A 22210-nucleotide genomic window follows, 5' to 3' on the forward strand; every position below is an offset into this window, starting at 1 on the left:
TATGATAGATTATAAAATACAAGATTTAAAAAATATTTTTTTAAAAAATATTACCCAAGAAAATGAAGTTGTATTTATTACTGGAAATTTAGCAAATTTTGGTTATTTTGATTCAAAAAATAAAAATGATTTGCTTGATGCAATCATAGAAAGCACAATGCAAGCTAGTAAAGAACAAGCTACTATCATGACTCAGACTATGAGTTTTCAAATTTGCAATACCAATATTCCTTTTCATCGCTATACTTGGTCAAATTTAGGTGCTTTTGGCAACTATTTACTAAATCTTAATGATAGTATCAGAAGCTTACATCCTTTTACATCTTATACGGCATTTGGTAAACATGCAAAGATTTGTGATTGTCAAATTCCTTTTGCTTATGGCTTACAAAGTCCATATGATAATATGCTTAAACATGATAATATTTTAATGATAAGTATGGGGATGAAACCAAATATGACTTGCTCTATAGTCCATCATGCAGAATTTAATATGCATGTTCCTTATAGATACATCAAAGAATTTAATCATCCCATACAAATAAATAGAGAAATAATTTACCAAAAATTTTATTTACATGTCTTATATAAAGAATATTGTGGGGGAGGATATAAAAGAAATTTTAATGTTAATTTCTTTAATTATTTTATGCATAAATATCAAGGTGAAATTAAAGAATTTCCTTTAGGTAAAAGTGCTATTTATGTTTATAATTATAAAAATTTTTACAACTCATGCATAGAGTATCTGCAACAAGATATCTATGCGTGGATGGAAAAAGAACCTGAGCTAAAACCATTTATATTTTAATTTATAAGGAAGATAAATGCTAAAAGAATTGGAATTTAATTTTAAAGAAAATCGTAATTATATACATGGTACAGATATTTACAATGCAATATTATCTTTATACAAAGATAATATTGCATCAAATTTTGAACTATCTTTTCATAATATAGCACATAACAATCTCATCTTAAGCGATATCAAACCTGATAATTTACAAAAATTAAGATTTGTCTGTAATTTTTTAAAAAAAGATTCTTCTATTTGTTGTTTATATGGAATTGACAACCCGCTTTCTAAACCGACGCTTTCTAAACCTTATTTAGAAGAAAGTATTACAGAAAATATCACGATAAATCATATTGAAAAAAGTATTATTTTAAATAATCCTAGTGTTTTTACCTATATGGAGGAAATTGTTGCTTTAAACAAATATTTACTAACAAAATTGTTTCATGAGGTTAAAGGAAAATGGTATTTTTCAAAATTACAAATCCAAAATATTCCACTGGAAAAAACTTATCCTATCAAACTTATATTTAAAAGTAATTTTAATTTTTTAATTGTAAAAAGTGCAATTTACCTTGGTGATAAATTTTTAGGTTTTATTTATTTTAGTTTAAAATAAGGATAACTTATGCTTGGAATTTGTGATATAGGAACTTACATTTGTTCTAATAAAATTTCTAATTTTGAAAGAAAAATAGATTTTGATATAAATGATGAGTTTATTAAAGAAAAAATAGGCTTTCAAAGTCTTAGTAAAAGCTCAAATGAAGAAAAAACCTCTATCTTATGTTTAAAGGCATTTGAAAAAATAAAACACAAAGTTGATTTATCTAATATTGATTGTTTGATTTTAATTTCACAAAATCCAGATATAAAAATTCCACACACTTCAGCAATTTTACATAAAGAATTAAGTCTTTCATGTAATTGTGCTTGTTTTGATGTAGGGCTTGGATGTAGTGGATATGTATATGGACTTTCTATTATACTTTCTTTCATGCAAAATAACAATCTAAAACATGGTTTGTTATTTACCTGCGATCCTTATCGAAAAATTATAAATAATAACGACAAAAATACTTCTTTGTTATTTGGCGATGGAGCAAGTGTAAGTTATATAAGTCAAGACTATAGATATAAAATAAAATCATTTAAATTTGGAACTGATGGTAGTAAATATACAAATATCCTTTGCGAAAAAGATACTTTATTTATGAATGGACGCGGAGTGTTTGAATTTAGTGCTACTACTATACCAAAACATATAATGAATTTTTTAAAAGAAGAAAAGATGGGGCTTGATGATATTGATCGTTTTATTTTTCACCAAGGTAGCAAATACATCGTTGATACTATTAGACAAAGATTAAATTTAGATAAAGATAAAGCTCCATTTGATGCAAATTTTTATGGCAACACCGTTTCTTCTTCGATACCAATTTTGTTAGAAAATGAATTTCAAAAAGAAAAATGCTATAATAATATATTGATTTCAGGATTTGGCACAGGTCTTTCTTGGGCTAGCGCTATACTACAAGGAAAAAAAGATGAAAATTGAAACAAAAGAAATTTTAGAAATTTTAAAGGATGTTGGAGTTTTAGTTGATATAAACACACTAGAAATAAACAAACCTTTAAAGGATCAAGGAATAGACTCTTTGGATATGGCAAACCTTTTCTTAAATTTACAAGAAAAATACAACATTGAAATTCCTATGAAAGATGTAGAAAAATTAACTTCCATAGAAAATATAGAGCAATATATAAAATCGAAATAATATAGGAGTTATCATGGATATAATCCAAGAATTTTTTAATAATATAGGAAGATCTGATATAAATAAAAACTCAAAAAACCTTCTTAGTGATGGAATCATAGATAGTATAGATGTTATTTCTTTAGTTACTGAGATAGAAAAATACTACAACAAACCAATAAAATCTAATTTTATAAAACCTGAAGTGTTTGAAGATTTTGAAAATATACAACGCATGATAACAGAAAGTATGAACCATGATTCCTCTTTTTAAAACCCAAAATCACATCTCCACAACAGATGAATTAAAACTTGCTTTGCAAAATCTTGACATAAAAAAAGGAGATATACTATATATACATAGTGAAATTTTTAATTTTGGGATCCCAGTGATTAACCTTCATGATCTTCAAAAAAACATTATAGATTGTTTTTTTGAAGTAATAGGAAGTGAAGGTACACTCATAATGCCAACTTTTACCTATAGTTTTTGTGATAACAAAGTTTATGATAAGTTAAATTCAAAAACAAAAATTGGTGTTTTAAATGAATTCTTTAGAAAGCTTCCTGGAGTTAAGCGTACTAACGACCCTTTATTTTCTTTTGCAGTTAAAGGCGCAAAAGAAAAATTATTTTTAAAAGAAACAAATAGTTGTTTTGGTGAAGATAGCGTATTTGATATCTTGACTCAACAAAATGCTAAATTAGTTTTATTTGGCGGGAGACATGTTGATCATTCTTATATCCACTACATAGAAGAATATATGAAAGTTTCTTATAGATTTTATAAAAATTTTAGTGGTTTAATTATAGATGAAAATGGAAACAAAACAAATAAAAATATTATGTATTATTGCAGACACTTAGATATGAATTCTGAAACATCTATTGATTCAATTTTAAAAATGCTAATACAAAACAATAATATTCGAAGTGAAAATTTTGCAAACGCAGAAATATCAATAATCGACACTAAAAGATTTTTCGATTCTGGAACTAAAATTTTAGCAAAAAATGAAAAGGCTTTATTAAAACAAGAGAATAAAAATGCAATGTTCGTTCAATAATGTTAAAATATCAGCAATGATTTCGGTAGTTCCTAACAATAAAATCAATATAGATGATGAATTATACACAAGATATCAAGGAAATGTTAAAAAATTAAACAAAATTAAACAATCCGCAGGAATACAGTATCGATATTTGGTTGATGAACAAACATCTGTAAGTGATTTAGCAATATATGCTTGTAATATACTTTTTAATGAGTATAAGCTAGATAAAAATACCATAGATGGTGTTATTGTTACAACACAAACACCCGACTTTTTTATGCCTGCAACCGCATGTTATATTCATGGCAAACTTGACTTACCTCAATCTACCATCGCTTTTGATATTAACCAATCATGTGTTGGATATTTATATGGACTTTATGTTGCTTTTAATATGCTAGAAAATCAAAGTTGTAAAAAAATACTATTTATTTGTGGAAACACTGTCAACAAAGGGCTTAATACTAATGAACTTATAGGCCATGGTGTTAGTGTTGGTATCTTAGAATACACTGAGTTTTCAAATAAAAGTTTTTTTGAGATCAACAATGACGGCAAAGGTCTTCCATTTTTATTTACACCTTTTGGTGCATATAAAACACCTACAAGTGATGAATTTGAAGAAAGTGGATGGGAAAATATTCCTTTTAGAGATTTTTTTATGGATGGATTAGAAATTTTTAATTTTGCAATAAGCAAAGAGCCAGAAAGCTTTAATAGTTTATTAAAATTTTCTAATTTCAATAAAGAGCAATTAGATTATATTTTTTTTCATCAAGCTAATAAAAGCATAGTAGATCTTATTATAAAAAGACTAGGATTAGATTCTAAAAAAACTCCTAATGATACTATGTATAAATATGGAAATTTAGCTTCTGCTTCAATTCCTACAACAATTTGCGACACATTAAACACTCATCAAAATAAACTAAATCATAAAATAAATATTGCCTTATGCGGCTTTGGTGCAGGGTTTAGTTGGGCCAATGCTATAATTACACTTGATGAGAATTTTTGGTGTAAAGAAACTCAAGTATTTAAAAAGGAAACACGATGACAAAACAAATTTTTTTAAAAAAACTGGAAGAATTATTACAAGTTGATTATGCTTTAGAAGAGAATATGTTATTAAAAAACATTGAAGAATATGATAGCTTAGCTTTATTATCACTTACAGTTTTTTATGATCAAGAATTTAATATTTTTGTAGAAGGAAAAAAACTTAAATCTTGTCAAAATATTTCAGATTTAATTGCATTAATTCCTAGTGATAAATTGGAATTTTGATGATATTTAAAGAAAATCTATTTAAAAATAAAAGTTTTATAATTACAGGTGCTAGTAGTGGTATAGGAGCTCATATATCCTTAACCCTAAATAAACTTGGTGCTAAAATCATAGCTATCGGTAGAGATAAAAATAAGCTTTTAAGTCAAAAAAAACAAGCTAAAAATCCTAATGATTTCATTATAATTTCAAAAGATTTATCAAATTTTGAAGACTTAGATAAATGGACACTAGAACTTGCAAAAGAATATGAAGGTTTTGATGGAGCGGTTTTAGCTGCAGGTATCGCGCAACCTTTAGGAATTAACTCTCCTTATTATACTGATAGTGCAAAAGAAATTTTTAATATAAACTATTTTGGAAATCTACAAATTTTAAAAGGTTTAATAAACAAAAAAGCAAAAACAAAAGATGGGACAAGTTTTATTTGGATTAGCTCTACTGCTAGCAAAACTCCAGGAAAAGGATTAAGCTCCTATGGTGCAAGTAAAGCAGCTATAAATACGGCAGTCAAATCCATAGCATTAGAAATAGCTCCAAAATATAGAATAAATTCAATACTACCAGGATTTATAAAAACTCCATTAACAGAAATTGGTTTCGATAGCGAACCTTTTGAAAATTCTTACCCATTAGGAATAGGAAAAGTTGAAAATATCTCCCCTTTAGTATGTTTTCTTTTGAGTAGTGCTTCATCTTGGATTACTGGGCAAGAAATCATTATAGACGGAGGTGGAGAGTCTCTTTGAATTAGACATTTTGACTCTTGAAAAATTATGAAAAATCTTTGTATCATACCAGCGCGTGGTGGTTCTAAACGCATTCCTAGAAAAAATATCATTGATTTTTTAGGAAAACCTTTGATATCTTATAGTATAAAAAGTGCTTTAGATAGTGGAATTTTCGATGATGTGATTATCTCAAGCGATGATGATGAGATCATCGAAGTAGCTTTAAAATACGACGCAAAAGCTCCATTTAAACGCAAAAAAGAACTAAGTGATGATTATGCAAGCTCAACTGCTGTGATCCAAGATGCCATCACTACCCTAGAAAAACAAGGTAAAAGCTATGAAAATATATGTTGTTTATATGCAACCGCTCCACTTATAGATGAGTTTATCTTGCAAAAAGCTTTTGAAAAATTTTGCCAAGAAGAATGTGAATTTTTATTTTCAGCTTGCGAATTTGAATATCCTATACAAAGAGGATTTTATTTAGATGATAAATATCAAGTTCATATGTTTGATGAAAGTTGTTATTATAAACGCTCTCAAGATTTAACCAAAGCTTATCACGATGGTGGTGCATTTTACTTTGGCAAAAAGGAAGCATGGCTAGAAGAAAATTTTATGTTTAAACCTCATTCTAAAGCTTTTTTACTACCTAGAAATAAAATTTGCGATATTGACACCTTTGAAGACTTAGAATTTGCTAAAATACTTTATCAATTTAATAAAGGAAAAATTTGAAAGTTCTTTTTAGAAGTGATAGCTCAAGTCAAATAGGACATGGCCATATAAAAAGAGATTTAATTTTTGCAAAGCAGTATGAAAATGTATCTTTTGCTTGCTTACCACTTGAAGGCTCATTAATAGATGAAATTCCTTATCCTGTTTATGAATTAGCAAGTGCTAGTGTGTATGAGCTTATCAATCTCATCAAAAAAGAAAAATTTGATCTTTTAATCATCGATCATTATGATATTGGCATTAATGATGAAAAACTCATCAAGCTTGAAACAGGGGTTAAAATTCTAAGTTTTGATGATGAGATAAAAGAGCATTTTTGTGATATTTTATTAAATGTAAATGCTTATGCTAAAGAAAGTGACTATGAAAATTTAGTACCTAAACATTGTGAATTAAGGTGTGGTTTTTCTTATGCTTTAATACGCGATGAATTTTACCAAGAAAGCAAGATAAAAAGAGAAAAAACTTATGATTATTTCATTTGCATGGGCGGGAGTGATCCTAAAAATTTATCTTTGAAAATTGCTGATGATTTAGCTTTAGATAAAAAAATAATCATTGCCACAACAAAATCCAACAAACACTTAAAAAAATTAGAAAAATTGCACCAATTAAAACCAAATATAAAAATTCTTATTGATCATCATAATTTAGCAAGATTGATGAATGAAAGCAAAAAGCTAATCATCAGTGCAAGTTCATTAGTAAATGAAGCTTTGATGTTAAAAGCAAATTTTAAAGCCATAGCCTATGCTAAAAATCAAGAAAAAATCGCCACTTGGCTTGCTAAAAAAGGCTTTGAAGTGGAGAATTTTATATGATAATTTTAAAAGATTTTATCCACTTAAACCAAGAAGAAATCAATCTTGTTTTAAAATGGCGTAATAATAAAAGCATTGCTAAATTTATGAAAACACAAAATATAACTTTAAAAGAGCATTTAAGTTTTTTATCTAGCCTAAAAACAGATACAACTAAAAAATATTTTTTAGTTTATGATAGCAAACAAGCTATAGGTGTAATTGATTTTATTAATATAACCAACCATTCTTGTGAATTTGGACTTTATGGTATAAAAAAAGGCGTAGGTGAGCTTTTAATGCAAGAAGTTAAAAACTATGCTTTTAATGTTTTAAAAGTTCAAACTTTAAGTGCTTGTGTTTTTAAGGAAAATACAAAAGCTTTAAATTTATATTTAAAACATAAATTTAAAATAAATAAAGAAGATAATAATTTTTATCTCATGTTTTTATTTTTAGATATTATGGTAGGGGGGGGGGAGCTTAATACTTCTTATAGCTTTACCTTTCTTAAAAAGGTAGCATAATGAAAATAGCGTTGCTTACTTCACCTAATCAATGGTTTGTACCCTATATTAAAAAATTACAACAGCTAATACCTAACTCTTTGGTATATTATGATCATGAACAAATAAGAAATTATGATATAGTTTTTATACTTTCTTATCATAAAATCATTTCAAAAAAATTTTTAAAAGCCAATAAACACAACATAGTCGTTCATGCTTCAAATTTACCTCAAGGAAAAGGTTGGGCTCCTCTTTTTCATCAAGTTATAGAAGGCAAAAATGAAATCGTTTTTACTTTGTTTGAAGCAGATGAAAAAGCAGATAATGGAGATATTTATTTACAAGAAACATTGATTTTAAATGGCTTAGAACTCTATGAAGAACTAAGAGAAAAACAAGCAAATTTTACTACAAAATTATGCCTTGATTTCTTAAAAAAATTTCATGATATAACAAAAACACCTCAAAAAGGAAAAGAAAGTTTTTACCCAAAAAGAACTCCAAAAGATCACGAACTTGATATCAACAAAAGCATAAACGAGCAATTTAATCTTTTAAGAATATCAAACAACGAAGAATTTCCAGCATTTTTTTACAAAAATGGAAAAAAATTTATAATCAAAATTTATTTAGAATAGTTAAGTATAATGCTTGATAAGGAGTAAAAATGAATAATGAACTTTGGGAAAAAATTTATAAAGAACGCTCAAAATGTACTTTATATCCTAATGAAAATTTTATTAGTTTTTTCTATAAAAATTTTATAAATAAAAATTTAAAAAATATCAATATACTTGAAATAGGATGCGGTTGGGGAAATAATCTAAAATTTTTAAAACAAGAAGGATATGATCCTATCGGTATAGATTTTTCTCAAGAAGCCATAGAACACTTAAAAAAGCAAAAATACAATGTGTTTTGTGGAGATATTGCTAAAATAAACATGGAAAAATATCACTCTAAGTTTGATTTAATTTATGCTTGTGGTGTTTTAGAATGTAATGATATAATAAATATCCAAAAAATTTTATTATTTTGTAATATAGCATTAAAAGAAAATGGAAAATTATATATTTTTAGCACTAATAATGATTTTTATGATAAAGTTTTGGTACCTACACCTATAACACAGGAAATATTTTTAAGTGCTTTAAAACAAAATAATATCAAATTTGATGATATGCAAATTGATTATTTAACAAAAACTTTTAACAATCAAACGCAGACTATAAAATTAATAGAAATTATATGTACAAAGTAATTTACCATGAGTAAAAAAAATAATTTTTTTAAAAAAATTCAAGAAACAGAATTTATTTTTTTTAAGGAATGCTACACTACTTGCGATGGTTATTGTTGTAAAAATTTTCATGCGGATAATTTTAAATTTCTCAATCAAGATGATGTTATCATACCTTTACTGGAACCAGAATTTCAATCGATAAATAATTTCTCAGATAAAACATTTTTAAATTTTAAAGAAAAAATTTTTACACTAGACAACAAAAAGAAAATAAAAATATATTTTCTCAAATGTTCATCTAAAGGACTATGCCATCCTCATTGTATCAGGCCTTTAATTTGTAAAATTTATCCTTATTTTCCTATAGTTAACTTTGATGGAGATTTTTTAGGTGTACGAGAGTGCGCATTTCTTGACCTATTTTATAAAAATGAAAAAAACCATCCTTGTACTTTAGTTCGCCAACACAAACAACAATTAGTTCATGATTTTAAACAAAATACAGAATTTCTTAGACGACAGCCGATTATGATTTTTGTATTTATGGTTTTAAAATATTTAGATGAAGCTTTAATGTTGTATTTTAAAAAATCTTTAAATGATAAAATTTATCTTGATGAATTAGATGAAAAACACAAGCAAAAATTTTTTGAATTATACGAAAATAATGCTCTAACATTTAATGCATGGAAAACACAAGAATTTAAAAACAATATTAACAACACTTATAATATATTAGAACAAAAATATGGCGAAGAATTTACTCAATATTTTTTTGATTAAGGCTTAAAATTATGGATTTAACTTTACTTCCTTATATGATTATAGGGATTTTTTCAGGTATGGCTTCAGGGGTTTTTGGCATAGGCGGTGGTATGATTATCGTTCCTTTTATGCTTACTTTAGGCCTTAGCTCTCACCATGCTGTTGCAATTTCCGTTGTTCAAATGATTTTTGCTTCTGTTTTTGGCTCCTATTTAAACTATAAAAAGAAAAATTTAATCCTAAAAGATGGACTTATCATAGGTTTTGGAGGTTTTTTAGGTGCAATGTTTAGTGGGCTTTTACTCTCTTATTTTTCAGATATAACGCTAACAAGTATTTTTTTATGCGTAAGTATTATATTTTTTTTAAAATTTGCCTTTAATCAAAAAAGCACCATCGGAAATATCAAGCACTCTAATGCTTTAAAAAATTCTATTTTGTTAATTTGTGGTGTATTTACAGGAATTTTTGCTATATCTTTAGGAATTGGCGGTGGGCTTTTAATCACCCCTATTTTAGCTTATTTTTTAGGCTATGATACAAAAAAAGTAGTGCCACTTAGCTTGTTTTTCGTGATATTTGCTTCCATTTCAGGGATTAGCTCTTTTGTATATAATGATATCATCGATAAAGAAGTATTACAAAATGGAAGTTTAGTAGGAATTAGTTCTATGCTAGGAGTTTATCTTGGTATTAAAATCATGGAAAAAATCAATCTCAAATCACATCGCATAGCACTTTTGGGTATTTACACCCTTTCTATAACTATGACTATCATAAGTTTAATTAAAAAGCTAAATTTATTTTAATCTATCAGCAAATTTTTGCCTATTGGAAGTATAAACAAAGCTTAAAACTTCTGCTACTGCCTTAAAAAGCTCTGGTGGGATAAGATCATTTACCTCACAAGATTTGTAAAGCTCTCTAGCTAAAGGTGGATTTTCATAAATCATTACATTATACTCATAAGCCATATCTTTTATACGCAAAGCTAAAAAATCTACTCCTTTGGCCAAAACTTTAGGTGCAGCTTCTTTAGAGCTATCATAACGCAAAGCAACCGCATAGTGAGTAGGGTTAGTAATCACCACATCAGCACTAGCAACATCTTGCACCATTCTACGCCTTGCTGCTTCCATTTGCAAGCGACGAATTCTTCCTTTTACCAAAGGATCTCCTTCGCTTTGCTTATATTCATCTTTAATTTCTTGTTTACTCATACGCAAATTTTTAAAGTATTGATACCTTACCAAAAGAACATCTAAAAGCCCTATAATCAAAAAGGCTATAATCACAACTGCAGCCAGTATAATAGCCTTATCTCTAAGCCACAAAAGCTGAGGATAAATCGTATAAAGCTCTACTCTAGGAAGCTCTTTCATAAATTGCAATAAAAAAACAAAAGCTATGCCAAAAACTACACCTACTTTTAATGTAATTTTCAAAGCTTCAATGATTTTTTTTAAAGAAAAAAGATTTTTAAGACCATTAATAGGATTAATTTTATTAAAATTGGGAGTTATTGGTTTTGTGGTAAAAATAAAACCAAATTGCATTAAATTTCCAAGTACACCTGCAACCATGATAGTCAAGGTAATAGGCAAAACCATTATAAACATTTCAATCATTGTTTTTATAATAATTTTTTGCAAAATTTTTATATCAAGTTCAATACCTATAAAACTCTGATAAAACCTATATAAACCACTAATTCTTTCACCTATAAAAGGTAACATAAACAGCACCACAACTACAGCTATAACAAGCACAGCTACAGCAGATGCATCTTGACTTTTTGGAACATTTCCTTCTTTACGAGCATCTTCAATTTTTTTGGATGTGGGTTCTTCTGTTTTTTCTTGATCATCAGCAGCCATATATAACCTTTAAGCTAAAACAAGAATTATTCCAAGTATTTACAAAAGTAAACACTTGGATTTAACTTAGAATTTTTTCTTTTTTGTATCTTCTAAGATATCATTAGCAATTTTATTAACATTATCAGCAACTAAAGAGCTATCATTAGCTATTTTTAAATTCTCTTGAGTTACATGATCAATTTGTGCTACTGAATCATTTATTTGAGTAATACCTGTAGTTTGTTCTTTTATACTCTCACCCATTTCATTAATAGATTGTACTAAGATATTAGTATTAGCTTCAATCTCACCTAATGATTTTTGAGTTCTTTCTGCTAAGTTTCTAACTTCATCTGCAACAACAGCAAAGCCTCTACCATGCTCACCAGCACGTGCTGCTTCAATAGCAGCATTTAATGCAAGTAAATTAATTTGATCAGCAATATCTCCAATAATAGAAGTAACATTTTTAATCTCTTCACTTTGAGCTATTACTTCACTAGTTTTATGAGAAACATTTTGCATAGAAGAAGTAATCTCTTCTAATGCAGCTGCTGTTTCTTCTAAAGAAGAAGCTTGAGAAGCTGAAGAATCTGTTAGGTTTTTAACAGCACTTTGTAATTTAGCACTTTCTGTAGCTAAAAGATTAGCAAATTCAGAAGATTGTCTTAACATGCCTACTATTTCTTGACCTAAAGCGTTGGCTGTAACTTCTACTCCACCTTTAGCATTTTTAACTTCTGTAGTAAAGTCTAATGCTTTATAGCTATCAAATACTCTATTAATTTCATTCATATTAGAACCAACTTTTGCTTCTAATACATTAAGCATTTCATTAAGATAGTTTTTTAATTCTATTAATTGAGGATTAGCAGGAATTGCTGTAATTCTTGCTGTTAGATTACCACTTTCTACTTCTTTTACAGTTTCTACTGATTGTTCTACTGCTTTACTATCTTGTTCTAATGCATTTTTAGTTTTAGTGATGTTTTCATTAATGGCTTTAGCTATAGCTCCAAATTCATCATTAGTTTTTACATTGATTAAAGCAGAATCTTTTGTTTTATGATTGATGAAATCAAAGAAAGAATTTAGGCCTGATTGTATTGCTTGGAGTGGAGATAAATAAAACGATGTAATAAAATATAACAATACAATACTAATAATACTTGTAAAAATTACTATAATTGCTTGAATATATGCTATTTTCTCACTTGATTGAGAAATTGTATCAATATAAGCCATATTACAAACTGTATAACCATCTATATGATCACACATTGCAAGTCTTTCATTACCTTCTTTACTTGTATAAAAGAAAGGTTCACCATCTTTAACTTTGCTAAAACCATCTGCAACTATACCAACATTTGGATCGTTAGCTATATAGTTTTTACTTGTTGATGCAAATGAAAAACGATTCTTATCATATATAAAAGAAGCTCCTGGCATTTGTTTTAAACTATCTTCTAAGTCTTTAACCAAGATATCAATTGCCAAAACACCTATAAATTTACCATCTTTAAGTAGTGGCATAGCATAAGTAAAGCACGGAAGTTTTGTTGTAACATCTATATAAGCAGAAGTTATAAATAAACCATTTTTCTTTCTAGCTTCTATAAAAAATTCTCTTGTTCTAGCATCATAATCATCTGCTTTTCCATATATTCCAAAATCAACCCCTTTGCTATCACTATCTGGATCACTTACTACTAAATCTCCATTAGGTTGTGCTAAATACACAGCTAGATAATTTCCAGCATCTCTAAAAGCTTTTAATTGAACCCCGATATTTTCCATTAAAGCTTCTTGAGTTGATAATTTTTCATATGGAAGCTTTAAAATAGTTTGACTTAATTTTTCTAAGGAATTTGATGTAGAATCTCTAAAATTTTCCATTAGGCTTTTAGTAGAAATCAAACGATTTTGCTCAGATTTTACAATTTCATCAAACAAAGACTGCTTAACAAAAATAAATGTTATAATCCCTAAAATAAGCAAACATATAATTGCAATTATATTTGCTATTACTGAAACTTTAAGTTTTATACTTTTCATTTGAAAATACATCTCCTTTATTTAAAATAATTTCAAAAATTATAATTATCTCTCATCTAAATAAATATTTTATTACAAAAATTAAATAAAATATAAATAAATATATGATAAAAAATATTTGAAGTAAAAGGATAATTATCTGTAGTATAATTTATGTTAAATTCAAAAATCAAGCAAAGAAAGTCAAGCTTTCTTTGCCTTAAAAATTATAGTTTTCCTTCGTTTTTGCTTAAGTAATCAGCAACACCCTTAGGATCAGCTTTCATACCTTCATCACCTTTATTCCATCCTGCAGGACAAACCTCACCATATTCATTTGTAAATAACATAGTATCTACCATTCTAATCATTTCATCAATATTTCTTCCAAGTGGTAAATCATTAATCACTGCATGACGGATTGTGCCATCAGCATCAAGTAAGAAAGAACCTCTTAAAGCAACTGCTTCACCAAATAAAACATCAAAATTTCTAGCAATTTGTTTTGTTAAATCAGCTACTAGAGGGAATTTAACTTGACCTATACCACCTTGATTTACTGGAGTATTTTTCCATGCAAAATGTGAGAATTCATTATCGCAAGATACACCAATTACTTCAATACCTCTATCTTTAAAATCTTGATATCTTTTATCAAAAGCAATAATTTCAGATGGACAAACAAAAGTAAAATCTTTTGGATAGAAAAATACCACAGCACCTTTTGGTCCGATATTTTTATAAAGATTAAAATCTTCAACTATTTCATTATTTCCTAATACAGCTGGAGCTGTAAAATCAATAGCTTTTTTAGTTACTATCATAATTATCTCCTAATTAATAAATTTTATTTGTAAGAAAATAATATCATTTGTAAATTTAAAAATTTATTAATTGTGTAATTTTATGTTAAAAATATCTTTTATTATCAAAATTAGCTAATTTTAAGAATAAAATTAAAACTATTTTGATAATCTTTCATTTCAAACTTAATTAAATTTTATTTTAAGGAGTAAAAAATGGCAGTTAAAATTACAGATATTTGTATAGCATGTGGTTCTTGTATAGATGAATGCCCAGTTAGTGCAATTGTTGATGATGCAAACAATCCAGAGGGTGAAGATAGATACTATGTATATGCTGATAAATGCGTTGAATGTGTAAGTTATAATGATCAACCAGCCTGTGCAAGTGCTTGTCCTACTGATGGATGTATAGTTTGGAGTGATGTTGTAAGTGGACAACCAAGCCGTGATAATATCGGAGGCGAATTAAGAGATGGTTCAACTCCAGTAATTGCATAATACTAACAATATAAACGCTTTTACTAGCGTTTATATCTTCTTTTAATTTATAGTTATTAAAATAAATTTAGAAAATTTTAAAAATTATTTTATATAATTAGCTCTTTTATTATAAAAATACTTTAATACTAAGGGGAAATTTTGGAAAAAACACTTTCTATAATTAAGCCTGATGCTGTAAAAAAAGGTGTTATTGGTCAAATTTTAGCTCGTTTTGAAAATAATGGTTTAAGAATAGCTGCAATGAAAAAATTGCAACTCTCACAAAAAGAAGCTCAAGAATTTTATGCTATTCATAAAGATAGACCATTTTTTAAAGATCTAGTTGAATTTATGATCAGTGGTCCGGTTGTAGTTTCTGTTTTAGAAGGAGAAAATGCTGTATTAAAAAACAGAGAGCTAATGGGTGCTACAAATCCAAAAGAAGCAGCTGCTGGAACTATTAGAGCAGATTTTGCAGAAAGTATTGATGCAAACGCAGTTCATGGAAGTGATAGCTTAGAAAACGCAAAAATAGAAATAGAATTTTTCTTTTCAAAAACTGAAATTTTATAATGAAAATTGCATTTGCAAAACTTAGCTCTGTAGCGTATCCTTTTAAACTAGACCTTGATAATATAGTTTTTGAAGGAACTATAAAAAAGGTTAATCCAAAATTAGCTAAAATAATAGCTAATTTCAAAGGCTTTGCTTACAGAAATTGCGATCGATGTGGTGAAGAAATAGAACTTGAAATTAATCAAAATGTAGAGCTTTTTGCAAGTGATGGAATTTTTAAAGATGAAAATAATATTTTAAGTGATACTATGGAATTTTTTGATTCTCATATAGATTTAATAGAATTAGCAACAAGTGAGTTGCAATCTTACTTAAGTGATTATTTTTATTGTGATAAATGCTTAAATTAACAAAGGAGTAAAAAATGGCAGTACCTAAAAGAAGAGTAAGTAAAACTCGTGCAGCAAAACGCAGAACACATTATAAAGTTAGCTTACCTATGCCTGTAAAAGATAAAGATGGTAGCTATAAAATGCCTCATCGTGTAAATCCAGTTACTAAGGAATATTAAAAAAATATGATTAGCATTGCTATTGATGCAATGGGTGGAGATTTTGGGGAAAAACCTATCATTGAAGGTGTTATACAAGCCTTAAATGAAAAGAAATTTAAGGCTATTTTGGTAGGAGATCCTCAAAAATTAAAAACCTTAATACCTCAAAATTTAACTTCATATATAGAGTATGAAGAAGCTTATGATGTATTTGCTATGGATGAAAATTCCACTGACGCATTAAAAAGAAAAGATAGCACTATTTACAAAGCTATAGATTTGGTTAGAAATCAAAAAGCTAAAGCTGTTGTTTCAGCAGGGCATAGTGGAGCTACTATGAGTTTAGCAACATTGAGACTTGGAAGATTAACAAGTATTTCAAGACCTGCAATTGCAACCTTAATGCCAAATATCCATTCAAGAACACTTGTATTAGATGTAGGAGCAAATGTTGATTGTAAAAGTGAACATTTATTTCAATTTGCCATTATGGGTGAAGCTTATGCTAAAGAAATTTTAAAAATAAACAAACCCCGAGTTGCCCTACTTTCTAATGGTGAAGAAGAGTGCAAAGGCAATGAGCTTACCAAAGAAACGCATCAATTACTAAAGCAACTTCCAAATTTTGTTGGTAATGCAGAGGGTAGAGATATATTTAATGGAACTATAGATGTATTAGTATGCGATGGTTTTAATGGAAATATATTATTAAAAACCGGCGAAGGTGTTGCAAGCGTTATTACAAAACTTCTAAAACAAGAAATTCAAAAATCTTTTTTAGCAAAACTTGGATATATTTTGGCAAAACCTGCATTTAAAGAGTTAAAAACTCATATTGACTATGAAGAATATGGTGGTGCACCACTTTTAGGTGTAAAAGAATGCGTAATAATCAGCCATGGAAAAAGTGGCCCAAAGGCTATAAAAAATGCTATTTTTCAAGCTTTAAATTTTGCTCAATCTAATATCAATCAAACCATAGAAGAAGAACTTTCACATTATGAAATCAACTAAAGCTTCCTTAAAAAGTATAGCTTCGTATGTTCCTGAAAAAATTCTAAGCAATTTTGATTTAGAAAAAATGGTTCAAACAAGTGATGAATGGATACTAAGAAGAACAGGTATAAAACAAAGACATATTGCAAGTGAAGATGAAAACACAAGTGATCTTGGAACAAAAGCTGCAATAAAAGCTATACAAAGAGCAAATTTAACCCCTCAAGATATTGATGCTATCATTGTAGCAACATTAAGTCCTGATTATTTTACCATGCCATCGACTGCTTGCAAAATCGCTTATAATTTAGGTTTAAAAAATATCACTGCATTTGATATATCTGCTGCGTGTTCGGGATTTATTTATCTACTAGAACTAGCAAAATCCATGGTAGAAAGCGGTGCTAAGAAAAATGTATTAATTATTGGTGCTGAAAAAATTAGTTCTATTATGGATTATACTGATAGAAGTATTTGCGTGTTATTTGGCGATGGTGCTGGAGCAGGAGTTGTATCGCTAGATGATAATTTTCCAATCATAGATACCCATACTGCAAGTGATGGAGAATTTGGGGATTTATTAATGACTCAAAGATCTCAAAAAAGTAGTATTTGCTCTCCACTTGCAATGCAAATGAAAGGTAATGAGGTTTTTAAGATTGCTGTAAATACTCTAAGTAATGATGTAATTGATATTCTAAACAAAAATAATATCAAAAGCGAAGAAATTGATCTTTTTATACCTCATCAAGCAAATTTAAGAATTATAAAAGCTGTTCAAGAAAAATTAAATTTCAAAGATGAGCAATGTGTTATAAGTGTTCAAAAATATGGCAATACTTCAGCTGCATCTATACCTATGGCGATGAATGATGCTTATGAAGAAGGACGCTTAAAACAAGGTTCTTTAGTTTTACTTGATGCTTTTGGTGGTGGATTTACTTGGGGCTCGGCGTTATTAAAATTTGGAGGCAACAAATAAGCTTAAAGCTTATTTGTTAAATTGATTTATTTGGTCTAAAACAGAAGTTCTAGTCTTATTATCCGAAGAATCAACACGAATATAAAATTCAACTCTATTGTTAATTTCATCTTCTTTATTTGAAGCTAATGGGTAATTATCACCAAAACTAACAACTATAAGTTGAGATTGCTTTATACCCATATCCATTAAATAATCTGCAACAACTTGAGCTCTTTTACTAGCTAAATCAAAATTTCTTCTAGGATCCTTATCGCTATTATCTGTATAACCTCTAATTTCTACTTGAGCTTGAGGAGGTAGTTTTTTAATCACCTCGCTAATGCGTTTTAAAAAATCTTGGACATCAGCAGAATCAATCTGAGTGCTTCCTCTTGCAAATTCTACTCTTGCAGGTAAATTTAAAACAATATTATTTTCTCTTTGATCTAATGCTGCTTTTAATTTTTCTATATTTTCTTGTTGTGTTATACTTAATTTTTTAAGTTTTTCTAATTCTTCGACATTAGCATTTGATGGCGAACTATATTTATGATGTGTATCACTTTCTTTTTCTACGGGATTTGAGGCAGTAAATTCAAAAATTTTAACAAATTCAGTTTTTAATGCTTCTGTTTTAGAAGGATTACTTTCTGAAATTGCCCAAAGTGCAATAAAAAGCGCCAAAAGCAAACTTAAAAAGTCTGCATACGGCACAGCCCATTTTTCACCTGCTGGACATTCAGGACATTTATGTTTTTTACCCATTTTTTAACTCTTATTTATCAAATTGAGAAATTCTTGGTTCATCATGGCTTAAATAATTAAATAATTTAGCTTCTAAATCCCTTGGATTAGCACCCTCTGCTATACTCACTATAGCTTGCATAATAACCATTCTTTCTTTAATCAAATCATGTGAATTTGCTTTCATTTTATTTCCCCAAGGACCAAATAAAGCATAAGCACCAAAAATCCCAGTAACAGTAGCTGTAAATGCTCCTGAAATACCTGCAGCCATAGCCTGAGGATCATCAAGTAATTTAAGTGCTAAAATCAACCCAAAAACCGCTCCAACAAGTCCCATCGTAGGACAAGTTTCACCAAAGCGGATCCAATATTCTGCACATTCTTTATAATACTCTTCCATTTCTTCTACTTGAATTTCCATATTTTCTTTAATCTCTTCAACACTTTTACCATCAACCATCATCATCATAGCTTCTTTTAAAAATTCATTATCAATTTCATTGGTTTTTGATTCTAATGCTAAAAGTCCATCTCTTCTTGCTATAGTAGAATACTCTACGAGTTCAGCTATTCTTTGGCTTAAATTTACACCTGAACCTTTAAAAACAACTTTTAATTCTTTATATGCACCTTTAACAATTTTTTTATGTGTAGAAGTCATAGCACAAAATGCAGCAGTTGGCACCACAATGATAAACGAAGCTAAGTGCAAAACATGCAAAGGGTTACCACCCTCTAAAATATCTCCAGTTGAAATACTAACAACAGCTAAGACCATCCCAAGTATAGTCGAAAGATCCATTAACGATACTCCTTATTTTAATGCGCCCCAATTTTTGGCAATACTAGATGAAGTTTTTAATTTAACTTTTAATTTTACAATATTTTCCATAATTTCACTAGCATTTTTTGCAAAATCTTTACAAATTTCATCTTTTACCTCAAAGATTAATTCATCATGAATTTGTAAAATCAAGCGTTTATTCTCATCTAAATCTTTTGCAATTTCTATCATTGCTAATTTTATTATATCGGCAGCAGAGCCTTGAAGTGTAGAGTTTATACTTTCTCTTTCATACATTGCAACTTGCATAGGCTTTGCATTTTCAAAATCAAAATAGCGTTTTCGCCCCAATAAAGTCTTTATAAAACCATTTTGTTTAGCTTCATTTTTTACTTTTTCAAAATAAGTTTTTATACTGGTAAAATTTTCAAAATATTTTTCTATATATTCTTTAGCTAATTTTGCTTCTATCTTTAAATTTTGACTCAAAGTCTTATAACCCATACCATAAATAAGTCCAAAATTTATGCTTTTAGCAATACTTCTTGTCTCATAATCACTATGATTAAAAATCATAATAGCAGTTTTTGCATGAATATCCTCATCATTTAAAAACGCTTCTAATAATTTTTTATCCTCGCTAAAATGCGCTAGCATTCTAAGCTCAATTTGAGAATAATCAAGTGAAATAAAACTAAATCCTTCTTTTGCAACAAAGCATGATTTATAATCTTTGGCATATTGTCCGTGTGCAGGGATATTTTGTAAATTTGGATCTTTTGATGCAAGGCGTCCAGTAGCTGTTCCTGTTTGTAAAAAACTTGAATAAATTCTTGAATTTTCATCTTTTTTAGCTAGTTTTAACAAAGGCTCACAATAAGTAGAAACTAATTTCGCAAGCTCTCTATAAGCTAAAATTTCTTTTACAATCAAATGTTCATCTAAAATAGCATTTAAAACCTTTTCATCAGTAGAATAACCTGTCTTACCTTTTTTACCACTTGGTAATTTTAGTTTTTCAAATAAAATATCCCCTACTTGCTTAGGGGAATTGATATTGAATTTTTCACCTGCTAAGTTATATATTTTTTCACTTAGTATTTTAATATCTTGATTAAAACTTTGCATTAAAATTTCAAGTTTTTGAGTATCTAGCTTAATGCCATTATTTTCCATCATAATAAGCACTTTGATAAATTCAAATTCACTTTTTTGTGCAAGCTCAAACAAAGGCTTTTCTAAATTTTTTGAAAAATATAAATAAAATCTTAGAGTGATATAAGCATCCTCAGCAGCATATTTACAAGCTTTTTCTAAATCAACCCCTGCAAAGTTTTCTCCTTTTTTTACCAAATCTTCAAAGTGTAAAGTATCATAATCAAACAATCTTTTTGCCAAATCATCCATATTTACACGCAAACTTGGCTCTTTAAGCCATGCAAGTATCATAGTATCAGCATAATTTTTTGGAGCAAGTAAGTTAAAATTATTTTTTATAATCTCAAAATCATATTTAAGATTATGGCCTATAACCACGCTTTGATAAATTTTTTCTATACCCTTTTTAGCTGCTTGCATAGAAATTTGCTTACAAACTCCTAAATAATCATGATTAAGTGGCACATAAAAGGCTTTGCTTTCATGAAAACAAAAACTAAAACCTACAATTTTTGCTTCTTTGGAATTTAAACTAGTAGTTTCTGTATCAAAAGCAACAATGCTTTGATCATCAATTTTTTCTAAAATTTCAAATAATTCTTTTTCATCTAAGATTAATCTTGCATTAAATCCTAAATTTTTGTCTTTATTGGTAGGATTGGTGCGTAATTTTTTTAACAAAACATTAAGTTCATAATGTTCTAAAATATCCATAATCTTAAGCAAAGGCTCATCTTTTGGATATTCACAATTTAAAAGCATATTTTTTACATCTAAATCTTCACACAAAGAAGCAAGTTTTTTACTTAAAAAGGCATTTTCTTTGCCCTCAAGCAATAAATTCTTACTTCTTTCATTACGCACTAATGCTAAATTTTCATAAATTCCTTCAATGCTTTCAAACTCATCAAGTAAATTCTTAGCACCCTTAGCACCAATTCCTTTTACCCCTGGGATATTATCAGAGCTATCTCCACATAGAGCTAAAAAATCTCTTATCTGGCTAGGTTTTACTCCGTATTTTTCTAAACATCCTGCTTCATTGTAATCATTTTTTGAAATAGGACTATAAATGCTAACTTTATCATCTTTTATAAGTTGATATAAATCTTTATCTTGAGTGATAATTCTTATAAAAATATCTTTATCTTTACACTCTTTGACTAAGGAAGCAATGATATCATCAGCCTCGTATCCTTCGCAAGAAAAACTTGAAAAACCCATTTTTTCTATCATTTGAATGCAAATTGGAATTTGAGCTAGTAAATCAGGCGGAGGCGGGGTGCGGTTGATTTTATAATTTGGATCAATTTCGCTTCTAAAAGTTTTTCCTTTACTATCAAGAGCAAAAATAATCATATCACTAGGATGTTCATTTTTTAAACTATAAATAAAATTAGCAAAACCGCTTATCATATTGCTAGGTTCGCCTTTTGAATTTTTTAAACCTTTTAAAGCGTAAAAAAGCCTAAAGAAAAAGCCAAAAGTATCAATTATCGTTAAAGTTTTCATAATTCATCCAAATTTTAAACTAAAAGCTAAATTATCACAAAGTTATGTTTAAAAGATGTTAAAGTGTAAATTTGCATTTTAAGCATTTATGGGTAAAATTATCATTTTAAAAAT

At 28.3% G+C, this 22210-nt stretch carries 28 protein-coding genes and 1 pseudogene; 22 read left to right on the plus strand and 7 right to left on the minus strand.

The features are described from left to right. Nucleotide 1: 1 nt before the first annotated feature. From CPEL_RS07120 to CPEL_RS07195, 16 genes are read left to right on the plus strand one after another with little or no spacing between them, the layout of a single operon-like run. Entirely contained in the window at nt 2-811 is an 810-nt protein-coding gene (locus CPEL_RS07120) for an aminoglycoside 3-N-acetyltransferase (RefSeq protein ID WP_044599233.1), read from the plus strand. Nucleotides 812-827: 16 nt separating this feature from the next. Continuing rightward, nucleotides 828-1415, plus strand: coding sequence for a hypothetical protein (locus CPEL_RS07125; RefSeq protein ID WP_044599234.1), 588 nt, complete (start codon nt 828-830; stop codon nt 1413-1415). A 9-nt stretch (nt 1416-1424) separates the two neighbouring features. Then, nucleotides 1425-2354: a ketoacyl-ACP synthase III gene (locus CPEL_RS07130; RefSeq protein WP_044599235.1), complete on the plus strand. Its 930-nt coding sequence runs from the start codon at nt 1425-1427 to the stop codon at nt 2352-2354. Beyond that, the gene (locus CPEL_RS07135; RefSeq protein ID WP_044599236.1) at nt 2344-2574 is read left to right on the plus strand and encodes an acyl carrier protein; all 231 of its coding nucleotides are present in this window, start codon (nt 2344-2346) and stop codon (nt 2572-2574) included. The genes CPEL_RS07130 and CPEL_RS07135 overlap by 11 nt, the downstream gene beginning before the upstream one ends. A 13-nt stretch (nt 2575-2587) precedes the next feature. Continuing rightward, nucleotides 2588-2827 (plus strand): hypothetical protein, encoded by a 240-nt coding sequence (locus tag CPEL_RS07140; RefSeq protein ID WP_044599237.1) that lies wholly within the window; start codon nt 2588-2590, stop codon nt 2825-2827. Next, complete coding sequence (locus CPEL_RS07145) at nt 2811-3620, plus strand: AAC(3) family N-acetyltransferase (RefSeq protein WP_044599238.1); 810 nt, start codon at nt 2811-2813, stop codon at nt 3618-3620. Before CPEL_RS07140 ends, CPEL_RS07145 begins: the two co-directional genes overlap by 17 nt. Beyond that, complete coding sequence (locus tag CPEL_RS07150) at nt 3601-4665, plus strand: 3-oxoacyl-(acyl carrier protein) synthase III (RefSeq protein ID WP_044599239.1); 1065 nt, start codon at nt 3601-3603, stop codon at nt 4663-4665. Before CPEL_RS07145 ends, CPEL_RS07150 begins: the two co-directional genes overlap by 20 nt. Further along, nucleotides 4662-4895 carry an acyl carrier protein gene (locus CPEL_RS07155; RefSeq protein WP_044599240.1) on the plus strand — a complete coding sequence of 78 codons (234 nt, stop codon included), beginning with the start codon at nt 4662-4664 and terminating at the stop codon, nt 4893-4895. Before CPEL_RS07150 ends, CPEL_RS07155 begins: the two co-directional genes overlap by 4 nt. Further along, nucleotides 4895-5644, plus strand: a complete 750-nt coding sequence (locus CPEL_RS07160; RefSeq protein WP_232088169.1) for an SDR family NAD(P)-dependent oxidoreductase — start codon at nt 4895-4897, stop codon at nt 5642-5644. The genes CPEL_RS07155 and CPEL_RS07160 overlap by 1 nt, the downstream gene beginning before the upstream one ends. A 27-nt stretch (nt 5645-5671) precedes the next feature. Then, a complete protein-coding gene (pseF, locus tag CPEL_RS07165) occupies nt 5672-6367 on the plus strand; it encodes a pseudaminic acid cytidylyltransferase (RefSeq protein ID WP_044599241.1) in 696 nt (231 codons plus the stop codon). Beyond that, nucleotides 6364-7188 (plus strand): UDP-2,4-diacetamido-2,4,6-trideoxy-beta-L-altropyranose hydrolase, encoded by an 825-nt coding sequence (pseG, locus tag CPEL_RS07170; protein WP_044599242.1) that lies wholly within the window; start codon nt 6364-6366, stop codon nt 7186-7188. The genes pseF and pseG overlap by 4 nt, the downstream gene beginning before the upstream one ends. Then, complete coding sequence (gene pseH / locus CPEL_RS07175; protein WP_044599243.1) at nt 7185-7694, plus strand: UDP-4-amino-4,6-dideoxy-N-acetyl-beta-L-altrosamine N-acetyltransferase; 510 nt, start codon at nt 7185-7187, stop codon at nt 7692-7694. The genes pseG and pseH overlap by 4 nt, the downstream gene beginning before the upstream one ends. Next, nucleotides 7694-8314, plus strand: a complete 621-nt coding sequence (locus CPEL_RS07180) for a formyltransferase family protein (protein ID WP_044599244.1) — start codon at nt 7694-7696, stop codon at nt 8312-8314. Before pseH ends, CPEL_RS07180 begins: the two co-directional genes overlap by 1 nt. Nucleotides 8315-8343: 29 nt before the next feature. Continuing rightward, the gene (locus CPEL_RS08805; RefSeq protein WP_049984603.1) at nt 8344-8937 is read left to right on the plus strand and encodes a class I SAM-dependent methyltransferase; all 594 of its coding nucleotides are present in this window, start codon (nt 8344-8346) and stop codon (nt 8935-8937) included. Between the two features lie 6 nt (nt 8938-8943). Beyond that, nucleotides 8944-9702, plus strand: a complete 759-nt coding sequence (locus CPEL_RS07190) for a hypothetical protein (protein ID WP_044599245.1) — start codon at nt 8944-8946, stop codon at nt 9700-9702. Between the two features lie 11 nt (nt 9703-9713). Next, nucleotides 9714-10493, plus strand: a complete 780-nt coding sequence (locus CPEL_RS07195; RefSeq protein ID WP_044599246.1) for a sulfite exporter TauE/SafE family protein — start codon at nt 9714-9716, stop codon at nt 10491-10493. Here CPEL_RS07195 and flhB read toward each other — a convergent pair. The 4 genes and pseudogenes from flhB to CPEL_RS07210 all read right to left on the minus strand — a co-directional run bounded on the left by flhB (nt 10485) and on the right by CPEL_RS07210 (nt 14404). Continuing rightward, on the minus strand, nt 10485-11561 hold the full coding sequence (gene flhB / locus CPEL_RS07200) for a flagellar biosynthesis protein FlhB (RefSeq protein ID WP_044599247.1): 1077 nt from the start codon (nt 11559-11561) through the stop codon (nt 10485-10487). The two genes, CPEL_RS07195 and flhB, sit on opposite strands and share 9 nt — an antisense overlap. Nucleotides 11562-11627: 66 nt before the next feature. Next, a complete protein-coding gene (locus CPEL_RS07205; RefSeq protein ID WP_417903559.1) occupies nt 11628-12995 on the minus strand; it encodes a methyl-accepting chemotaxis protein in 1368 nt (455 codons plus the stop codon). A 9-nt stretch (nt 12996-13004) separates the two neighbouring features. Next, nucleotides 13005-13613: pseudogene (locus CPEL_RS09815) on the minus strand (cache domain-containing protein); the annotation flags it as partial. 194 nt (nt 13614-13807) lie between these two features. Further along, nucleotides 13808-14404: a peroxiredoxin gene (locus CPEL_RS07210; RefSeq protein WP_044599249.1), complete on the minus strand. Its 597-nt coding sequence runs from the start codon at nt 14402-14404 to the stop codon at nt 13808-13810. Nucleotides 14405-14599: 195 nt separating this feature from the next. On the opposite strand from CPEL_RS07210, the gene CPEL_RS07215 reads away from it, so the two are divergent. The 6 genes from CPEL_RS07215 to CPEL_RS07240 all read left to right on the plus strand — a co-directional run bounded on the left by CPEL_RS07215 (nt 14600) and on the right by CPEL_RS07240 (nt 17913). Then, nucleotides 14600-14884: a ferredoxin, 4Fe-4S gene (locus tag CPEL_RS07215; RefSeq protein ID WP_044599250.1), complete on the plus strand. Its 285-nt coding sequence runs from the start codon at nt 14600-14602 to the stop codon at nt 14882-14884. A 141-nt stretch (nt 14885-15025) separates the two neighbouring features. Further along, nucleotides 15026-15439 (plus strand): nucleoside-diphosphate kinase, encoded by a 414-nt coding sequence (gene ndk, locus CPEL_RS07220; protein WP_044599251.1) that lies wholly within the window; start codon nt 15026-15028, stop codon nt 15437-15439. Continuing rightward, nucleotides 15439-15792 carry a DUF177 domain-containing protein gene (locus tag CPEL_RS07225; RefSeq protein ID WP_044599252.1) on the plus strand — a complete coding sequence of 118 codons (354 nt, stop codon included), beginning with the start codon at nt 15439-15441 and terminating at the stop codon, nt 15790-15792. Before ndk ends, CPEL_RS07225 begins: the two co-directional genes overlap by 1 nt. A gap of 14 nt (nt 15793-15806) precedes the next feature. Next, nucleotides 15807-15953, plus strand: coding sequence for a 50S ribosomal protein L32 (rpmF, locus tag CPEL_RS07230; RefSeq protein WP_044599253.1), 147 nt, complete (start codon nt 15807-15809; stop codon nt 15951-15953). 6 nt (nt 15954-15959) lie between these two features. Beyond that, the gene (plsX, locus tag CPEL_RS07235) at nt 15960-16949 is read left to right on the plus strand and encodes a phosphate acyltransferase PlsX (protein ID WP_044599254.1); all 990 of its coding nucleotides are present in this window, start codon (nt 15960-15962) and stop codon (nt 16947-16949) included. Then, the gene (locus tag CPEL_RS07240; RefSeq protein WP_044599255.1) at nt 16936-17913 is read left to right on the plus strand and encodes a beta-ketoacyl-ACP synthase III; all 978 of its coding nucleotides are present in this window, start codon (nt 16936-16938) and stop codon (nt 17911-17913) included. Before plsX ends, CPEL_RS07240 begins: the two co-directional genes overlap by 14 nt. 9 nt (nt 17914-17922) lie before the next feature. Here CPEL_RS07240 and motB read toward each other — a convergent pair whose 3' ends face one another. From motB to polA, 3 genes are read right to left on the minus strand one after another with little or no spacing between them, the layout of a single operon-like run. Then, nucleotides 17923-18660 (minus strand): flagellar motor protein MotB, encoded by a 738-nt coding sequence (gene motB / locus CPEL_RS07245; RefSeq protein ID WP_044599256.1) that lies wholly within the window; start codon nt 18658-18660, stop codon nt 17923-17925. A 10-nt stretch (nt 18661-18670) separates the two neighbouring features. Continuing rightward, nucleotides 18671-19444 (minus strand): flagellar motor stator protein MotA, encoded by a 774-nt coding sequence (motA, locus tag CPEL_RS07250; RefSeq protein WP_044599257.1) that lies wholly within the window; start codon nt 19442-19444, stop codon nt 18671-18673. A gap of 12 nt (nt 19445-19456) precedes the next feature. Beyond that, nucleotides 19457-22096, minus strand: coding sequence for a DNA polymerase I (gene polA, locus CPEL_RS07255; protein WP_044599258.1), 2640 nt, complete (start codon nt 22094-22096; stop codon nt 19457-19459). Nucleotides 22097-22210: the final 114 nt, after the last annotated feature.

This window comes from Campylobacter peloridis LMG 23910 (genome assembly GCF_000816785.1).
Lineage (GTDB): Bacteria > Campylobacterota > Campylobacteria > Campylobacterales > Campylobacteraceae > Campylobacter_D > Campylobacter_D peloridis.